Below are 13,589 nucleotides of genomic sequence, written 5' to 3'. Positions count from 1 at the left end.
TACTGGCCCCGAACGTTTCGAAAATGTGTTGGAAATCATCATGTCACCTGAACGCTTTGCGCGAATTAATGAACTGCTGGATCAGCGCCAGCCGGATCTGACTCTTTGTCTTGAGAGTGTACACAAAAATCATAATTTGTCGGCGTTAATTCGTACTGCCGACGCGGTCGGCATCCCCGAAGTACACGCAGTCTGGTATGACCGCCGCGAACGTATCCGCAAAGGCACGGCGATGGGTAGCCAGAAATGGGTGCAGGTGCATCACTACGACAATCTGAAAGAGGCCGTTGACCGGCTAAAAAGCGAAGGCAAACAGGTGGTGGTGACCAACCTCTCCGCCCAGGCCGTCGATTTCCGCTCACTGGATTACACCAGGCCGACTGCCGTTATCATGGGGCAGGAACGCCATGGGGTAACTGACGAAGCCATCGCGCTGGCTGATCACGAAGTGGTTATTCCGATGGTGGGTATGGCTGAATCACTGAATGTTTCAGTAGCCGCTGCTATTGTGCTTTACGAGGCTCAGCGCCAGCGCGTGGAGGCCGGCATGTATCGCCAACCGCGGCTGGCGGCCAGCGAGCGCAACCGGGTGCTGTTTGAGGGCGGGCATCCGATTTTCGCGAGAATCTGTAAGCGCAAGAACCTGGCTTATCCAGACCTGGATGAGCAGGGACAGATCGTGGCGGATGACAGCTGGTGGCAAGCTGTAAAGGCGAGCCGCTGATGGCTGATGGCCTGCACCGCATCCCGCTAAGCGCCCTCAAGGGCGTCGGGCCAAAAATGCAGAGCCGGTTGGAAAAGCTCGGTCTGCTGAATGTGCAGGATATTCTGTTGCACCTGCCGCTGCGTTATGAAGACCGCTCGCGCATCTATCCGATCAGCGCGCTGCAGCCGGGCAGTACGGCGACCGTGGTCGCGGACGTCATCAAAGCTGAAGTTGTTTACGGCCGTCGGCGCATGATGCGCTGTCGGGTGCGTGACGACAGCGGCGTACTTAATCTGGTGTTTTTTCAATTCAGCGCGGCGCAGTTGCAGCAACTATCCCAGGGTACCCGGTTGCAGCTGTTCGGCGAAGTGCGCCGTGGCTTGCAGGGGCCGGACATGATTCACCCCGAGTACAAAATCATTACTGACGAGCAACCGGTGCTGGGCGATGACGCCTTGACGCCAGTTTATCCCACCACCGAAGGTGTGCAGCAAGCCACCTTGCGCAAGCTCAGTGAGCAGGCACTTACTTACCTGAACAGCAAGGCACTGCCTGAGTTGTTACCTGAGTCGCTGCGCCCCGAAGGGCTGTCGCTGGAGCAGGCGCTGCGAACGCTGCACCGCCCGCCGCTGGACGTCAGCCTGGAGCAATTACAGCACGGCACCCATCCGGCGCAGACCCGGCTGGCAACCGAAGAGCTGCTGGCGCATCAGATGAGCTTGCTGAAACTGCGCGCCCTTAAACAGTCCCACCAGGCCCGCAGCCTGATCCCGTCACCCCAATTGCAACAGCAGTTTTTGCAACAGTTACCCTTTGCTCCCACGGCCGCCCAGCGCCGGGTGGTGCACGAAATCCAGCAGGATCTGGCACACGAGGTGCCGATGATGCGGCTGGTGCAGGGCGATGTCGGTTCGGGTAAAACCCTGGTGGCGGCGTTAACCGCCCTTACAGCTATTGGTCAGGGCTATCAGGTTGCGCTGATGGCCCCCACCGAAATTCTCGCGGAACAGCACGCGCTGACGTTTCGGCAATGGCTGGAGCCGCTGGGTATCGCCGTGGGTTGGCTGGCTGGTAAGCAGAAAAGCAAAGAACGCCAGGCTAACCTGGCTGCCATCGCAGCAGGTGAGGTGCAATTAGTGGTGGGTACCCATGCTCTGTTTCAGGCGGAGGTTACCTATAAAAATCTGGTGTTAGTAATTATTGATGAGCAGCACCGTTTTGGCGTGCATCAGCGGCTGGAACTGCGCCAGAAAGGCGTCGATCAGGGCTATCAGCCGCATCAGCTGATCATGACCGCTACCCCGATACCACGCACCCTGGCGATGACCGCCTATGCCGATCTGGCCACCTCAGTGATCGATGAGCTGCCCCCCGGGCGCACCCCGGTTACCACTGTGGCAATTCCTGATACCCGCCGCGATCAAGTGATCCAAAGAGTGCAACAAGTCTGTACAGAACAAGGACGGCAAGCTTATTGGGTCTGCACCCTGATTGAAGAATCCGAAGCCTTGCAATGTCAGGCCGCCGAAGATACCGCCAGCCAGTTGCACGAGTTGTTACCCGGATTACGCATCGGGCTGGTGCACGGACGCCTGAAAAGTGCTGAAAAAGAAGCGGTAATGGCCGCCTTTAAAGCCCATGAGCTGGATCTGCTGGTGGCAACTACCGTTATTGAAGTGGGCGTGGATGTGCCGAATGCCAGCCTGATGATTATCGAAAACCCCGAGCGGCTGGGGCTGGCTCAGTTGCACCAGTTGCGTGGCCGGGTTGGCCGCGGCGCGGTAGCCAGCCACTGTGTCCTTTTGTATCACGCCCCGTTATCGAAAACAGCCACTCAGCGGCTCGGCGTGTTGCGCGACAGTAACGATGGCTTCGTCATTGCTCAACGCGACCTTGAACTACGCGGCCCGGGCGAGTTGCTGGGGCAAAAACAGACCGGCCTGACCGAAATGCGGGTAGCGGATTTGATGAAACATGCGCATTTGCTGGAGCCGGTTCAGGAACTGGCCCAGATCGTCTGGAATAACTACCCTCACACCGCCGATGCGCTGATTCAACGCTGGTTACCGCGCCGCGATCACTACGCCCAGGCGTGATTTCGTAGTACACTTATGCAAAGCACGTACAGAACCTAAACGAAGGCAGTGGTATGAAAGAATCAAATTCAGAAACCATAGATTTTGGTTACAAGAAAGTCGCAAAAGCCGAAAAGCAGGGCCTGGTCGCCAATGTATTTAACTCAGTGGCGCAAAAATACGATGTGATGAACGATGTGATGTCGTTTGGCATCCATCGGCTCTGGAAGCGTTATACCATTGACTGTAGCGGCGTCCGTACCGGCATGAAGGTACTGGATATTGCCGGCGGTACTGGTGATTTAACCGAACAATTCTCACGCCGCGTGGGCCCGACCGGTGAAGTGGTGCTGGCGGATATTAACAATGCCATGCTGGAAGTCGGACGCGATAAGCTCCGGAATCGCGGTATCGTGGGTAATGTGCGCTACGTTCAGGCTAACGCTGAAGAACTGCCTTTTGCTGACAACAGTTTTGATATCATCACTATTGCCTTTGGCCTGCGCAACGTTACCGATAAGCAAAAAGCCCTGGAATCCATGTTACGGGTGCTCAAGCCCGGCGGTCGCCTGCTGGTTCTGGAGTTCTCAAAACCGGTGTTACCCGCGTTGTCCGGCGCTTACGATTTCTATTCATTCAATGTGCTACCGCAAATGGGCCGGCTGGTAGCCGGTGATGCTGAGAGCTATCAGTATCTGGCCGAGTCTATCCGTATGCATCCGGATCAGGAAACCCTTAAAGGGATGATGGAAGCTGCTGGCTATGAGCAGGTGACTTTTACTAACCTGACCGGGGGCATAGTCGCCTTGCACCGGGGGTTTAAATTCTGATGTTATGGACGGTACTCCCTACCGGTGCCATGGAGGCACTGCTAAACCAGCTGCTCGGCCTTGACGCGGGCTCCCGTGCCCGACTGCAGAAGTTGCAGGGCAAACGGTTACGGGTAACGCTGGGCGAACTCGGCAAGCCCCTGACACTGACGGCGACGGATCAGCAGTTGCTTCTCAGCTGGATCGATCAGGAGCCGGTAGACTGTCATATCATCACACGCCTGGCGGTGCTGCCGGAGCTGCGGGACACCGCTAATATTACCCGCCTGATCAAAGCTGATGCGCTGGATATTGAAGGTGACCCTTTGTTGGCGCAGGGCTTTAGTAAGCTTATCGCTGACCTTGATATTGATTGGCCGGAGCAGCTGTCGCAGCGGATTGGTGATGTGCCGGCCCAGTTTGTCGTGCTGGCGTGGCAGCGCAGCCAGCGCTGGCTGCATCAGCGGCGCGCAGATCAGGAGCAGTGGGTACGCGATGTGCTGATTGAAGAACAGCGCCTCGCCCCCGGAAAGCAAGAATTTGCCGGCTTTAGTGAAGAGGTCCAGGCGCTGCGGGCGCGCATTGATCGTATTGAATTTGAACTTAAAGAACGGCAGCGAGGGCAATGATGCGGATTAAACGACTCTATACCATCGCGCGAACCTTCCTGCATTACGGGTTGGATAATGTGATTCCGGCTCGCTGGTTGCCCTGGTCGGTACGTTTGGCTCGTTACACCTTATTCTGGATGCCGAACCGGCATAAAGACAAAGATTCGGGCGTACGGCTGCGGCTGGCGCTTGAGTCGCTGGGGCCGGTGTGGGTCAAATTTGGCCAGATGTTGTCAACCCGCCGTGATTTGTTGCCGCCGGACATCGCCAATGAGCTGGCGCTGCTGCAGGACAAAGTAAAACCTTTCCCTGGTCCACAGGCGCAACAATTGATCGAAGATGCGCTGGGTATTACAGATATTCATGACGAGTTCGATAATTTCGAAGTGCAGCCGCTGGCCTCGGCTTCCATAGCGCAGGTTCACACGGCCACGCTCAAGCACGGCGACGACGCCGGTGAAGATGTCATCATCAAAGTTATCCGGCCGGATATTTTTAAAGTCATCAGCGCTGATTTGCGCCTGATGGAGACCCTGGCTGCGGTGCTGGCAAAACATCTGCCAGACGGCCGTCGCCTGAAGCCGCGTGAAGTGGTGCGGGAATACCGGAAAACGTTGCTAAATGAGCTGGACCTGGCTCGCGAGGCCGCGAATGCCATGCAACTGCGGCGTAATTTTGAAGATTCAGAACTGCTATATATTCCCAAGGTTTATGGTGATTACACCCGGGTTTCAGTGTTGGTTATGGAGCGTATTGATGCGATCCCGGTCAATGACGTGGAAACGCTGAATATTATGGGTGTGAACATGAAAATGCTGGCCGAGCGGGGAGTAGAGGTGTTTTTTACCCAGGTATTCCGTGACAGTTTCTTCCATGCGGATATGCATCCGGGCAATATTTTTGTGTCACGTCAACATCCTGAGAGTCCGCAATATATCGGCATCGATTTTGGTATCGTCGGCACGCTGAATCGTGAAGATAAGCGCTATCTGGCCGAGAACTTTCTGGCCTTTTTTAACCGGGATTACCGCAAAGTAGCTGAGCTACACGTGGACTCGGGATGGGTGCCAGCGCATATCAACGTGGAAGAATTTGAGTCGGCGATTCGCACCGTCTGTGAGCCAATATTTAATAAACCCCTGGCAGATATTTCCTTCGGTCATGTGCTGGTAAACTTATTCAATACCGCCCGCCAGTTTGAAATGGAAGTGCAGCCGCAACTGGTGCTGTTGCAAAAAACCTTGTTGTACGTTGAAGGCCTCGGGCGTACCCTTTACCCCCAGTTGGATTTGTGGCAAACCGCCAAGCCTTACCTTGAGCGCTGGATGAAAGAGCAGCTGGGCTGGCGTGCAGTGGTGCGGGCGATGAAAGAAAATGCGCCGTACTGGGCGGAGAAACTTCCCGAAATGCCAATTCTGCTGCATGATTACCTGAGTTCGCAGAAGCAGCAGCAGGACTTTCAGCGCCAGGCATTTGTGCAGTTTGAGGCCGATCAGCAGCGTCTGCAGCGCGGCATATGGTGGGGTTTTATAAGTGGCGCCTTGTTGATTAGCACCACCTTACTCTGGATTGATGAACAACCCTGGTGGTTGGTTGCTGGCAGCGGCGGCGCCACGCTGATAAGTGGCGCAGTGAGCTGGTATCGCAGTCGCCGGAAAACAGTTTAATGACGAGGTGTATATGGGTATTAGCATTTGGCAGTTATTGATCGTTCTGGCAATAGTCGTATTGCTGTTCGGCACCAAACGTTTGCGTTCGATCGGCAGTGATCTGGGATCGGCGATCAAAGGCTTTAAAAAGTCAGTCGGTGACGACGACAAAGAGAGTCCGGCAGTGAGCGATAAAAGCGACTCTGACCGCAAGGACAGCTAAGCGGTATGTTTGATATCGGCTTTTGGGAGCTGATGCTGATTGCCCTGCTGGGGTTACTGGTGTTGGGTCCGGAACGATTACCCGGGGCGCTGCGCGCAATGCAGCGGGGCATTGGCACCGTGCGCAGCTATACCAGTAAAGTTCAGGCTGAACTGAATCACGAATTACGCATTAAAGAGCTGCACGATCATCTGCAGCAGGCTGAGCGTCTGGACATGGATAAGTTGCCCCCCGAGCTGCAGCGGTCGGTCGCTGAGCTGAAAGCGGCGGCGTCTCAGGTGCAACGACCCTATCAGAAAAAAACTGAAGATAAACCTGATGAGTGATTCGCCATTGCTCGATCATCTGTTGGAATTGCGCAGCCGTTTGCTGCGTAGTCTGGTGGCGGTTTTGTTGGTATTTTCAGTACTGGCTTTTTTTGCCGATGAACTGTATCAGCTGATAGCAGCGCCCCTGCTGGCCAGTTTGCCGATTGGCAGCAGTATGATTGCAACCGATGTAGCGACACCGTTTTTCACGCCGTTCAAGCTGGCACTGGTGGTAGCTATCGCGCTGGCGATACCTTTTTTGCTCTGGCAGCTGTGGGCGTTTATCGCGCCGGGTTTGTATCGCAAGGAAAAGCGCCTGGTGGTCCCCCTGCTGGTATCCAGCACCTTACTATTTTACGGTGGCGTTGCTTTTGCGTATCTGGTGGTACTGCCCTTAGCCCTGAACTTTCTTGCTGGTGCCGCCCCTGAAGGCGTTACCGTAGCAACGGATATTGCCCGTTATCTGGATTTTGTACTGGCGATTTTTCTGGCCTTTGGGATTGCCTTTGAAACCCCGGTGGCTATTATCTTATTGTGCTGGAGTGGCGTTACCAGCGTACAGTCGTTGCGTAAAAAGCGTCCTTATGTCATTGTCGGTGCCTTCGTGGTCGGGATGATACTGACGCCTCCGGATGTCATCTCTCAGACATTGCTGGCGATTCCGATGTGGCTGTTGTTTGAACTTGGGCTGGTGATCGCTGGTCTATATCAGAGCTCGGAAAAAAAGCCGGAACACCAACCGGGAAAACAGTAATTTAAATTAGGAAAGATTAGTCATGCTAAAAACAGTATGGATCGGCAGTGTGATATGCAGTACTGCGGTCGCTGCGCTCTTTAGTCATCCGGTAGTGGCGCAGTCGGTGTCCGATGAGCAGCTCGCAACCTGTGCGCAAATTGAAAATCCGCTGCAGCGGCTGGTGTGTTTTGACGAGCTGGCAGCTAATGGCAAGTACCGGCAAGCAGAACAAGCTCAGGCAAATAATCGGGCCCGTGGCCAGGGGCGTGGTGCTGAGCGTAGCCAGGGCCGTGGTCAGAGCGAAAGTAACCGGGCTGATGACTTTGGCCGCGAACATCGCCAGGAGCGCCAGTCTGAGGATGAGGATAAGCGTTATATCGAGATTGTGAAAACCACAAAAGACCCTTACGGTCGTTGGATTTTTGAATTATCCAATGGCCAGCGCTGGCAGCAGACGGACAGTAAAACCTATCAGCTTCCTGATGGCGTTGACTACTATATTGAGCGCGGCGTACTGAATAGCTTCTATCTGGGCCGTTCAGATGTAAACAGCCGGATCAAGGTTAAACGTATCGACTGACAGGGGTGCTATGGCTTGGTTTGATTGTGGGGTAAATCTTACCAGTTCACGATTTGCCGGTGACGTGGAGCAGGTTATCGCGCGTGCTCAGGCAGCTGACGTGAACCGGCTACTGGTTATTGGTACTAACCTTGAGCAAAGCCGCGCTGCGGTGCAGCTGTGTGAGCAATTTCCCCGGCAATTGGTGGCAACGGTTGGCATTCATCCCCACGATGCCGCTGAAGTCCCCATAGATTATCTTAGCCAACTGGCCGAACTGGCGGGTCATCCGGCGGTGGTCGCTATTGGTGAATGTGGTCTGGATTTTAACCGTAACTTCTCACCGCCCGATGCGCAGCGCCGGGTTTTTCAGGCGCAGCTTGATTTAGCCGCCGAAGTGGGTAAACCGGTTTATCTGCACGAGCGCGATGCGCTGACCGATCAACTGGCGATACTTAAAAATTATCAGAACACCATCCCCAACATGCTGGCACACTGCTTTACCGGCGGACGTGAAGCGCTGGCTGCTTATCTGGATCTTGGCTGCTACATTGGCGTCACCGGCTGGGTCTGTGATGAGCGCCGTGGCCAGGAGCTGCGTACTGCGGTTCCGCTTATTCCGGCAGATCGCCTGGTGCTCGAAACCGATGCGCCTTTTCTTATTCCGCGCACACTGAAACCGCGCCCGGCTATGAACGAGCCCTGCTGGTTACCGGAAATAGCCGAAGTGGTTGCTAACTTACGGCAGCAGTCAATTAGTGATCTGGCTGCGGAAAGCTGGCAGGTGAGCCATAACTTGTTTGGCCGCCCGGTGAGGGGGCGCCCCTGAACCGCGTTGCCGCAACCGTACTGGCCTGCGGACTGCTGCTATGGTCAGCATTTGCTGTTGCGGCAAAGCTTGAGCCGACGGTTTATTATCAGCCTGATCCGACCCACCAGTTGCAACTGGCTGATCTGTTAGTGCAGGAGCAGTGGCAGAGTCTGCCGCCCGGCGCTGAAGTTTCCTTTGGTTATACGCCAGCCACATACTGGTTTAAAAGCTATCTTCCCGCTGCGGACGCCGATCGCATCCTCTATCTGGGTTATCCGCTACTTGACTCCGTTGATATCTTTTTTGTGCGCGACGAAGCGGTTATCCAGACCTATCATGTTGGTGATAAGCAGCCATTCGACGCGCGGCCTGTAGAGCATAAAAACTTTATTGTGCCGCTGCCGGATCAACAGGCGGTTGAGGTTTATCTGCGAGTGCGCACTGAGAGTTCTATGCGGTTCCCGTTGGAAGTATGGCAGCCGCTCGAGTTCATGCAGGACCAGCAATATCTGGTAGCCGCTACCGGCTTATACTTTGGCTTGTTGTACTGTATGGTCATTTATAATTTATTCAGCTTTGGTGTTACCCGCGATCCCACTTTTCTTAAATACTCCGCTTATATAGTCAGTATTGGCCTGTTGCTCGCCGGACTTGACGGTACCGGTTATCAGTATATCTGGTCGGACTGGCCCTGGTTGCAGGATCGTATTGTGACCATGATAGGCAGTCTGGTATTTCTGTTTGCCGGTTTGGTGGCCGCGCAGCTACTGCAAACCAGAGAGCGAAGCCCCGCACTGCACAAGGGACTGGTCAGTTTACAGTTCATCTATGGGGTGATTTTCATTCTTAGTACCATATTGTCCTACGCGACCTTAATTCCTTTTGTGCTGGGGCTGGCCGTATTTGGTTGCTGCTACCTGATGGTAACCGGTGTCGTACTGTGGCGACGTGGGCTGGGGTATGCGCGGATTTATACCATCGCGCTCGGCAGTTTATTATTCGCGGTTATCTGCAACGCGCTTGGTTATCTGGGCTTATTTGAGTCGGTGTTTGTGCAGCGCTACGCCATTATGATTGCCTCGGCGCTTGAAGTAATGCTGCTATCATTGGTGCTGGCCATTCGCTTTAACGAGGATCGGCGCGAACGGCTGCTGGCCGAACAGCAACTGACAACCGAACTTGAAGCTATGGTCGGCCAGCGCACCGCGGAACTTGAAGCGGTAATGATAAAGCTACGTAAAGCGAATAACGACCTTGAACAGAAGAGTAATGAGGATCGGCTGACTGGGCTGTACAACCGGGGATTTCTGGACGATGAACTGCCGCTGGAGATTCGTCGCGCCCAACGTAACAAGCACAGTCTGGCGCTGTTAATGCTGGATATTGACCATTTTAAGCCGATCAATGATGAGTTCGGACATCTGGCAGGCGATGAAATTCTTATCCAGCTGAGCGAGCTGCTGAAAGGCGTTTTTCAGCGCGGAGGGGATCGAATTTTTCGCTATGGCGGCGAAGAATTTGTTATCCTTATGCCGGCTATCGATGAAGTCGGTGCTCGCGAGATTGCTGAACGGCTTGTGGTGACCATCCGCGAGCATATTTTTACCACCGGGCACGGCGTGATGCGGCTCACTGTCAGTATTGGCATCGTCGCATACCATCCGACCGTCTATGACGTCAGCGAAAGTGAGCTGCTTGCAGTGGCCGATGATGCGCTTTACCGCGCCAAACATGCGGGTCGAGACACCGTTCGCACGGGTCATGTTAACCCCTCGAATTCAACTATTACTAAGCGTACTGAGAGCTTTTAAATGCAAACATCAGCACCATCATCGTTTCCGTTTCGTCGTCTGCGTCGCTTGCGCCGCCATGAATTCAGCCGGCGTCTGGTAGCCGAACATCAGCTGACCGCCGCGGATCTGATCTACCCCATGTTCGTACTGCCAGGTGAGCAGCAGCGCGAGCAGGTGCAATCGATGCCGGGTGTCGAGCGATTATCGGTTGATATGCTGGTCGAAGAGTGTCGCGAAATCGCTGCGCTAGGCATTCCAGCGGTAGCACTGTTTCCCGTTACCCCCGCCGCCGACAAGTCGCTGACGGCTGAGGCCGCCTGGGATGACGATGGGCTGGCGCAGCGGGCAGTGCGTGCCATCAAAGCAGCACTGCCCGAGCTGGGCGTAATCACCGATGTAGCACTGGATCCTTTTACTACCCACGGGCAGGACGGAATCATTGATGATTCCGGCTATGTGCAGAACGATGTGACTGTATCGGCACTGGTGCAACAGGCGCTGTCTCATGCCCGCGCGGGAGCCGACGTGGTTGCGCCATCGGACATGATGGACGGACGTATCGGTGCCATTCGCGAAGCGCTCGAAGAGCATGGCTTTCATCATGTCCAGATCATGGCCTATTCCGCCAAGTATGCTTCAGCGTTTTATGGCCCCTTCCGTGACGCCGTGGGTTCAGCATCGAACCTCAAGGGCGGTAATAAGAAAACCTATCAGATGGATCCGGCCAATAGTGACGAAGCGCTCCACGAAGTGGCGCTGGATATTGAAGAAGGCGCTGACATGGTAATGGTCAAGCCCGGCATGCCGTATCTGGATATTGTGCGACGGGTAAAGGATCAGTTTGCGGTGCCTACGTTTGCTTATCAGGTTAGCGGCGAATACGCCATGATGAAGGCAGCTATTGCCAATGGCTGGCTTAGTGAAGAGGTGATTATGGAATCGCTATTGAGCTTTAAACGTGCTGGTGCCGACGGCATTCTGAGCTATTTCGCCAAGCACGCGGCGCAACAGCTTAAAGCCTAGGAGTCGCTGGTCGCCGGTGCTGAGGCGCTGGTGACCAGGTTATGTAACAAGCCTTCCCGCAGTGCCCCCTGGGCGCGAATAATCTCCTCAATACCAAGCACCCTGACCAGGGCGACCAATATCGTGAGTCCGCCGATGAACATCGGCTGGCGTTCGCGGCGCACGCCGAGCTGTCCGAGGCGGCTGATTTTGCCCAGACGAATGCTGCGCTGTAAAACGTCTTCCAGCCAGTCGTCCCCGATAGCTGTTTTGTTTTCCCGCTGCAGAATGTCGTACAGCGCTCGGAAGGTGCCTGAGGCACCACAGGCGAGTTGCCAGGGATGTTGCAGGAAGTCGCTGACGTGGGGTTGCAGAAGTTCGCTAGCGGCCTGGATAGCGTCGTCACAGGCTGAAGCCGTTATTGTTTTATCGCTGAAAAAGCGGTTGTGCCAGACCACACAGCCCATATCCAGGCTACGCAAGTGGCTGGGCCGGGTGCCTGTACCGACAATAATTTCAGTGCTGGCGCCGCCAATGTCCAGTACCAGCATACGCCGGGCCGCGCTTGCCAGCGATAAAGTCGCGCCCTGATAAATCAGCGCGGCTTCGTCTTCACCGGAAATAATTTCGACCGGAAAGCCCAGGACCTGTTCAAAGGTTTTAATTACGTCGGCACGGTTAGTGGCAATCCGCAAGGTGGCCGTTGCCACACAGCGAACCCGCGCTTCCGGAATGCCGCGCAAGAGTTCGGCAAAGCTGGCCAGGCACGCCAGCCCGCGGTTAATCGCTTCATCACTGAGTTGATTATCGCGATTGAGGCCGTCAGCCAGGCGCACTTTCTGGCGTTGCCGGGAAAGCACCTGAGTGCCACCCGATCGATTGGGTTGGGCCAACAGTAAATGGAAACTGTTGGACCCGAGGTCAATTGCGGCCATGCGCGACGAGTGCGCCATGTGTTGTTACCTGGAGTTGCCCTGACGATTGCCACCACGACGTTGCTGACCACCGCCACCACCGCCTGCACCACCGCCACGGCGGCCACCACGAGTACGACGGCGCACGGGACGCGGTGTTTTAATATCAGTCAGCAGTGCTTCCGGCGCATATTTAGTCACCGGAATAGCATGGCCGATATATTCTTCGATAGCGGGGAGGTTATAAACGTACTCTTCGCAGGCCAGGTTAATGGCTTTACCGCTGGCGCCCGCTCGTCCGGTACGGCCTATCCGGTGCACATAATCCTCGAAGTCGTCCGGCAGGTCATAATTATAAACATGGCTCACTTCCGGAATGTGCAGACCGCGGGCAGCGACATCGGTTGCGACCAGAAAGTCCAGTTGCCCCTCAGTAAAGTCGTCCAATATCTTCAGACGCTTGCGCTGCGGTACATCACCGGTTAGCAGGCCAACACGGTGGCCATCGGCTTCCAGCCAGTTAAAGAGCTTTTCGCAAACATGTTTGGTATTGGCGAAAATAATAGCTTTATCGGGCCAGTCTTCTTCAATCAGGGTCAGCAGCAGCTTAATTTTGTCCTGCTTGGACGGATAAAAAAGCTCTTCACTGATTCGTTCTCCCGTTTTTTGCAGCGGCTCGACTTCCAGCTTAGTAGGTGAGTTCATGTGGTCGTAGGCCAGTTCCTGCACGCGCTGTGACAAGGTAGCGGAGAACAGCATGCTCTGGCGCTCTTTGGCTGGAGGCATTTTGCTGAGCATAAAGCGGATATCTTTAATAAAGCCGAGATCGAACATGCGATCGGCTTCATCAAGCACCACCACTTCAATTTTATCCAGCGGATAAATACCTTGCTTGTAGTAATCCATCAGGCGGCCGGTGGTGCCAATCAGAATATCTACGCCTTCTTCAAGTGACTGGCGTTGACTTTCGTAACCCTCGCCCCCATAAATAACACCAATGCGCATATCGCAGTGTTTTGCTAATAATTCAGCATCATTTGCGATCTGAATGGCAAGTTCTCGCGTAGGAGCCATAATAATAGCGCGTGGGTAACGTTTTTCACCCTCGCGTGGCTTATTCAGCAGAGTGGTGAAGGTGGCGACCAGAAAGGCGAGCGTTTTACCGGTGCCCGTCTGGGCCTGGCCAGCAACGTCTTTACCCGTCAGTGCGACAGGTAAGCTAAGCGCCTGTATTGGCGTACAGTATTCAAAACCGGCGTTTTCTAACGCGGTTAAAACCTGCGGATGCAGGTCGAGATCGGCGAACCGTGTCTCTGTCAGGTGTGTTTTACTCATGGCGTAAGCATATCAGTTTGCGCTAACATTCAAAAACAGAAATAATAGTGTTTTATTA

At 54.7% G+C, this 13,589-nt stretch carries 14 protein-coding genes; 12 read left to right on the top strand and 2 right to left on the bottom strand.

Annotated features, from left to right (window positions below):
* Positions 1 to 40: 40 nt before the first annotated feature.
* The 12 genes from trmH to hemB are packed head-to-tail and all read left to right on the top strand — an operon-like array spanning position 41 to position 11,303.
* Positions 41 to 724 (top strand): tRNA (guanosine(18)-2'-O)-methyltransferase TrmH, encoded by a 684-nt coding sequence (gene trmH, locus R3196_RS03020; RefSeq protein ID WP_318935168.1) that lies wholly within the window; start codon positions 41 to 43, stop codon positions 722 to 724.
* Positions 721 to 2,802: an ATP-dependent DNA helicase RecG gene (recG, locus tag R3196_RS03015; RefSeq protein WP_413242896.1), complete on the top strand. Its 2,082-nt coding sequence runs from the start codon at positions 721 to 723 to the stop codon at positions 2,800 to 2,802. The genes trmH and recG overlap by 4 nt, the downstream gene beginning before the upstream one ends.
* 53 nt (positions 2,803 to 2,855) lie before the next feature.
* A complete protein-coding gene (gene ubiE, locus R3196_RS03010) occupies positions 2,856 to 3,611 on the top strand; it encodes a bifunctional demethylmenaquinone methyltransferase/2-methoxy-6-polyprenyl-1,4-benzoquinol methylase UbiE (RefSeq protein ID WP_318935167.1) in 756 nt (251 codons plus the stop codon).
* The gene (locus tag R3196_RS03005) at positions 3,611 to 4,219 is read left to right on the top strand and encodes an SCP2 domain-containing protein (RefSeq protein WP_318935166.1); all 609 of its coding nucleotides are present in this window, start codon (positions 3,611 to 3,613) and stop codon (positions 4,217 to 4,219) included. Before ubiE ends, R3196_RS03005 begins: the two co-directional genes overlap by 1 nt.
* Complete coding sequence (gene ubiB, locus R3196_RS03000; protein ID WP_318935205.1) at positions 4,219 to 5,868, top strand: ubiquinone biosynthesis regulatory protein kinase UbiB; 1,650 nt, start codon at positions 4,219 to 4,221, stop codon at positions 5,866 to 5,868. The genes R3196_RS03005 and ubiB overlap by 1 nt, the downstream gene beginning before the upstream one ends.
* Before the next feature lie 13 nt (positions 5,869 to 5,881).
* Positions 5,882 to 6,073 (top strand): twin-arginine translocase TatA/TatE family subunit, encoded by a 192-nt coding sequence (gene tatA / locus R3196_RS02995; RefSeq protein WP_318935165.1) that lies wholly within the window; start codon positions 5,882 to 5,884, stop codon positions 6,071 to 6,073.
* Positions 6,074 to 6,078: 5 nt separating this feature from the next.
* A complete protein-coding gene (gene tatB, locus R3196_RS02990; protein WP_318935164.1) occupies positions 6,079 to 6,399 on the top strand; it encodes a Sec-independent protein translocase protein TatB in 321 nt (106 codons plus the stop codon).
* The gene (tatC, locus tag R3196_RS02985) at positions 6,392 to 7,135 is read left to right on the top strand and encodes a twin-arginine translocase subunit TatC (protein WP_318935163.1); all 744 of its coding nucleotides are present in this window, start codon (positions 6,392 to 6,394) and stop codon (positions 7,133 to 7,135) included. The genes tatB and tatC overlap by 8 nt, the downstream gene beginning before the upstream one ends.
* Before the next feature lie 22 nt (positions 7,136 to 7,157).
* Positions 7,158 to 7,697: a hypothetical protein gene (locus tag R3196_RS02980; RefSeq protein WP_318935162.1), complete on the top strand. Its 540-nt coding sequence runs from the start codon at positions 7,158 to 7,160 to the stop codon at positions 7,695 to 7,697.
* A 10-nt stretch (positions 7,698 to 7,707) separates the two neighbouring features.
* Positions 7,708 to 8,505 (top strand): TatD family hydrolase, encoded by a 798-nt coding sequence (locus R3196_RS02975; RefSeq protein ID WP_318935161.1) that lies wholly within the window; start codon positions 7,708 to 7,710, stop codon positions 8,503 to 8,505.
* On the top strand, positions 8,502 to 10,298 hold the full coding sequence (locus R3196_RS02970; RefSeq protein WP_318935204.1) for a diguanylate cyclase: 1,797 nt from the start codon (positions 8,502 to 8,504) through the stop codon (positions 10,296 to 10,298). The genes R3196_RS02975 and R3196_RS02970 overlap by 4 nt, the downstream gene beginning before the upstream one ends.
* Complete coding sequence (gene hemB, locus R3196_RS02965; protein WP_318935160.1) at positions 10,299 to 11,303, top strand: porphobilinogen synthase; 1,005 nt, start codon at positions 10,299 to 10,301, stop codon at positions 11,301 to 11,303.
* Here the strand turns inward: hemB and R3196_RS02960 are convergent.
* A complete protein-coding gene (locus R3196_RS02960; protein ID WP_318935159.1) occupies positions 11,300 to 12,235 on the bottom strand; it encodes a Ppx/GppA family phosphatase in 936 nt (311 codons plus the stop codon). The genes hemB and R3196_RS02960 overlap by 4 nt on opposite strands.
* A 6-nt stretch (positions 12,236 to 12,241) precedes the next feature.
* Positions 12,242 to 13,531, bottom strand: coding sequence for an ATP-dependent RNA helicase RhlB (gene rhlB, locus R3196_RS02955; RefSeq protein WP_318935158.1), 1,290 nt, complete (start codon positions 13,529 to 13,531; stop codon positions 12,242 to 12,244).
* Between the last annotated feature and the right edge of the window lie 58 nt (positions 13,532 to 13,589).

Source organism: Pseudidiomarina sp., assembly GCF_033722695.1.
Classification (GTDB): domain Bacteria; phylum Pseudomonadota; class Gammaproteobacteria; order Enterobacterales; family Alteromonadaceae; genus Pseudidiomarina.
The sequence above is the reverse complement of the archived record's forward strand: the minus strand, read 5'-3'. Positions and strand labels throughout refer to the sequence as shown.

Bases quoted from the DNA above. Each gene is read 5' to 3' on its own strand.
- tatB (WP_318935164.1), top strand. From the start codon at position 6,079: ATGTTTGATATCGGCTTTTGGGAGCTGATGCTGATTGCCCTGCTGGGG.
- hemB (WP_318935160.1), top strand. From the start codon at position 10,299: ATGCAAACATCAGCACCATCATCGTTTCCGTTTCGTCGTCTGCGTCGC.
- R3196_RS02975 (WP_318935161.1), top strand. From the start codon at position 7,708: ATGGCTTGGTTTGATTGTGGGGTAAATCTTACCAGTTCACGATTTGCC.
- ubiE (WP_318935167.1), top strand. From the start codon at position 2,856: ATGAAAGAATCAAATTCAGAAACCATAGATTTTGGTTACAAGAAAGTC.
- R3196_RS03005 (WP_318935166.1), top strand. From the start codon at position 3,611: ATGTTATGGACGGTACTCCCTACCGGTGCCATGGAGGCACTGCTAAAC.
- trmH (WP_318935168.1), top strand. From the start codon at position 41: ATGTCACCTGAACGCTTTGCGCGAATTAATGAACTGCTGGATCAGCGC.
- R3196_RS02960 (WP_318935159.1), bottom strand. From the start codon at position 12,235: ATGGCGCACTCGTCGCGCATGGCCGCAATTGACCTCGGGTCCAACAGT.
- R3196_RS02980 (WP_318935162.1), top strand. From the start codon at position 7,158: ATGCTAAAAACAGTATGGATCGGCAGTGTGATATGCAGTACTGCGGTC.
- rhlB (WP_318935158.1), bottom strand. From the start codon at position 13,531: ATGAGTAAAACACACCTGACAGAGACACGGTTCGCCGATCTCGACCTG.
- tatC (WP_318935163.1), top strand. From the start codon at position 6,392: ATGAGTGATTCGCCATTGCTCGATCATCTGTTGGAATTGCGCAGCCGT.
- tatA (WP_318935165.1), top strand. From the start codon at position 5,882: ATGGGTATTAGCATTTGGCAGTTATTGATCGTTCTGGCAATAGTCGTA.
- ubiB (WP_318935205.1), top strand. From the start codon at position 4,219: ATGCGGATTAAACGACTCTATACCATCGCGCGAACCTTCCTGCATTAC.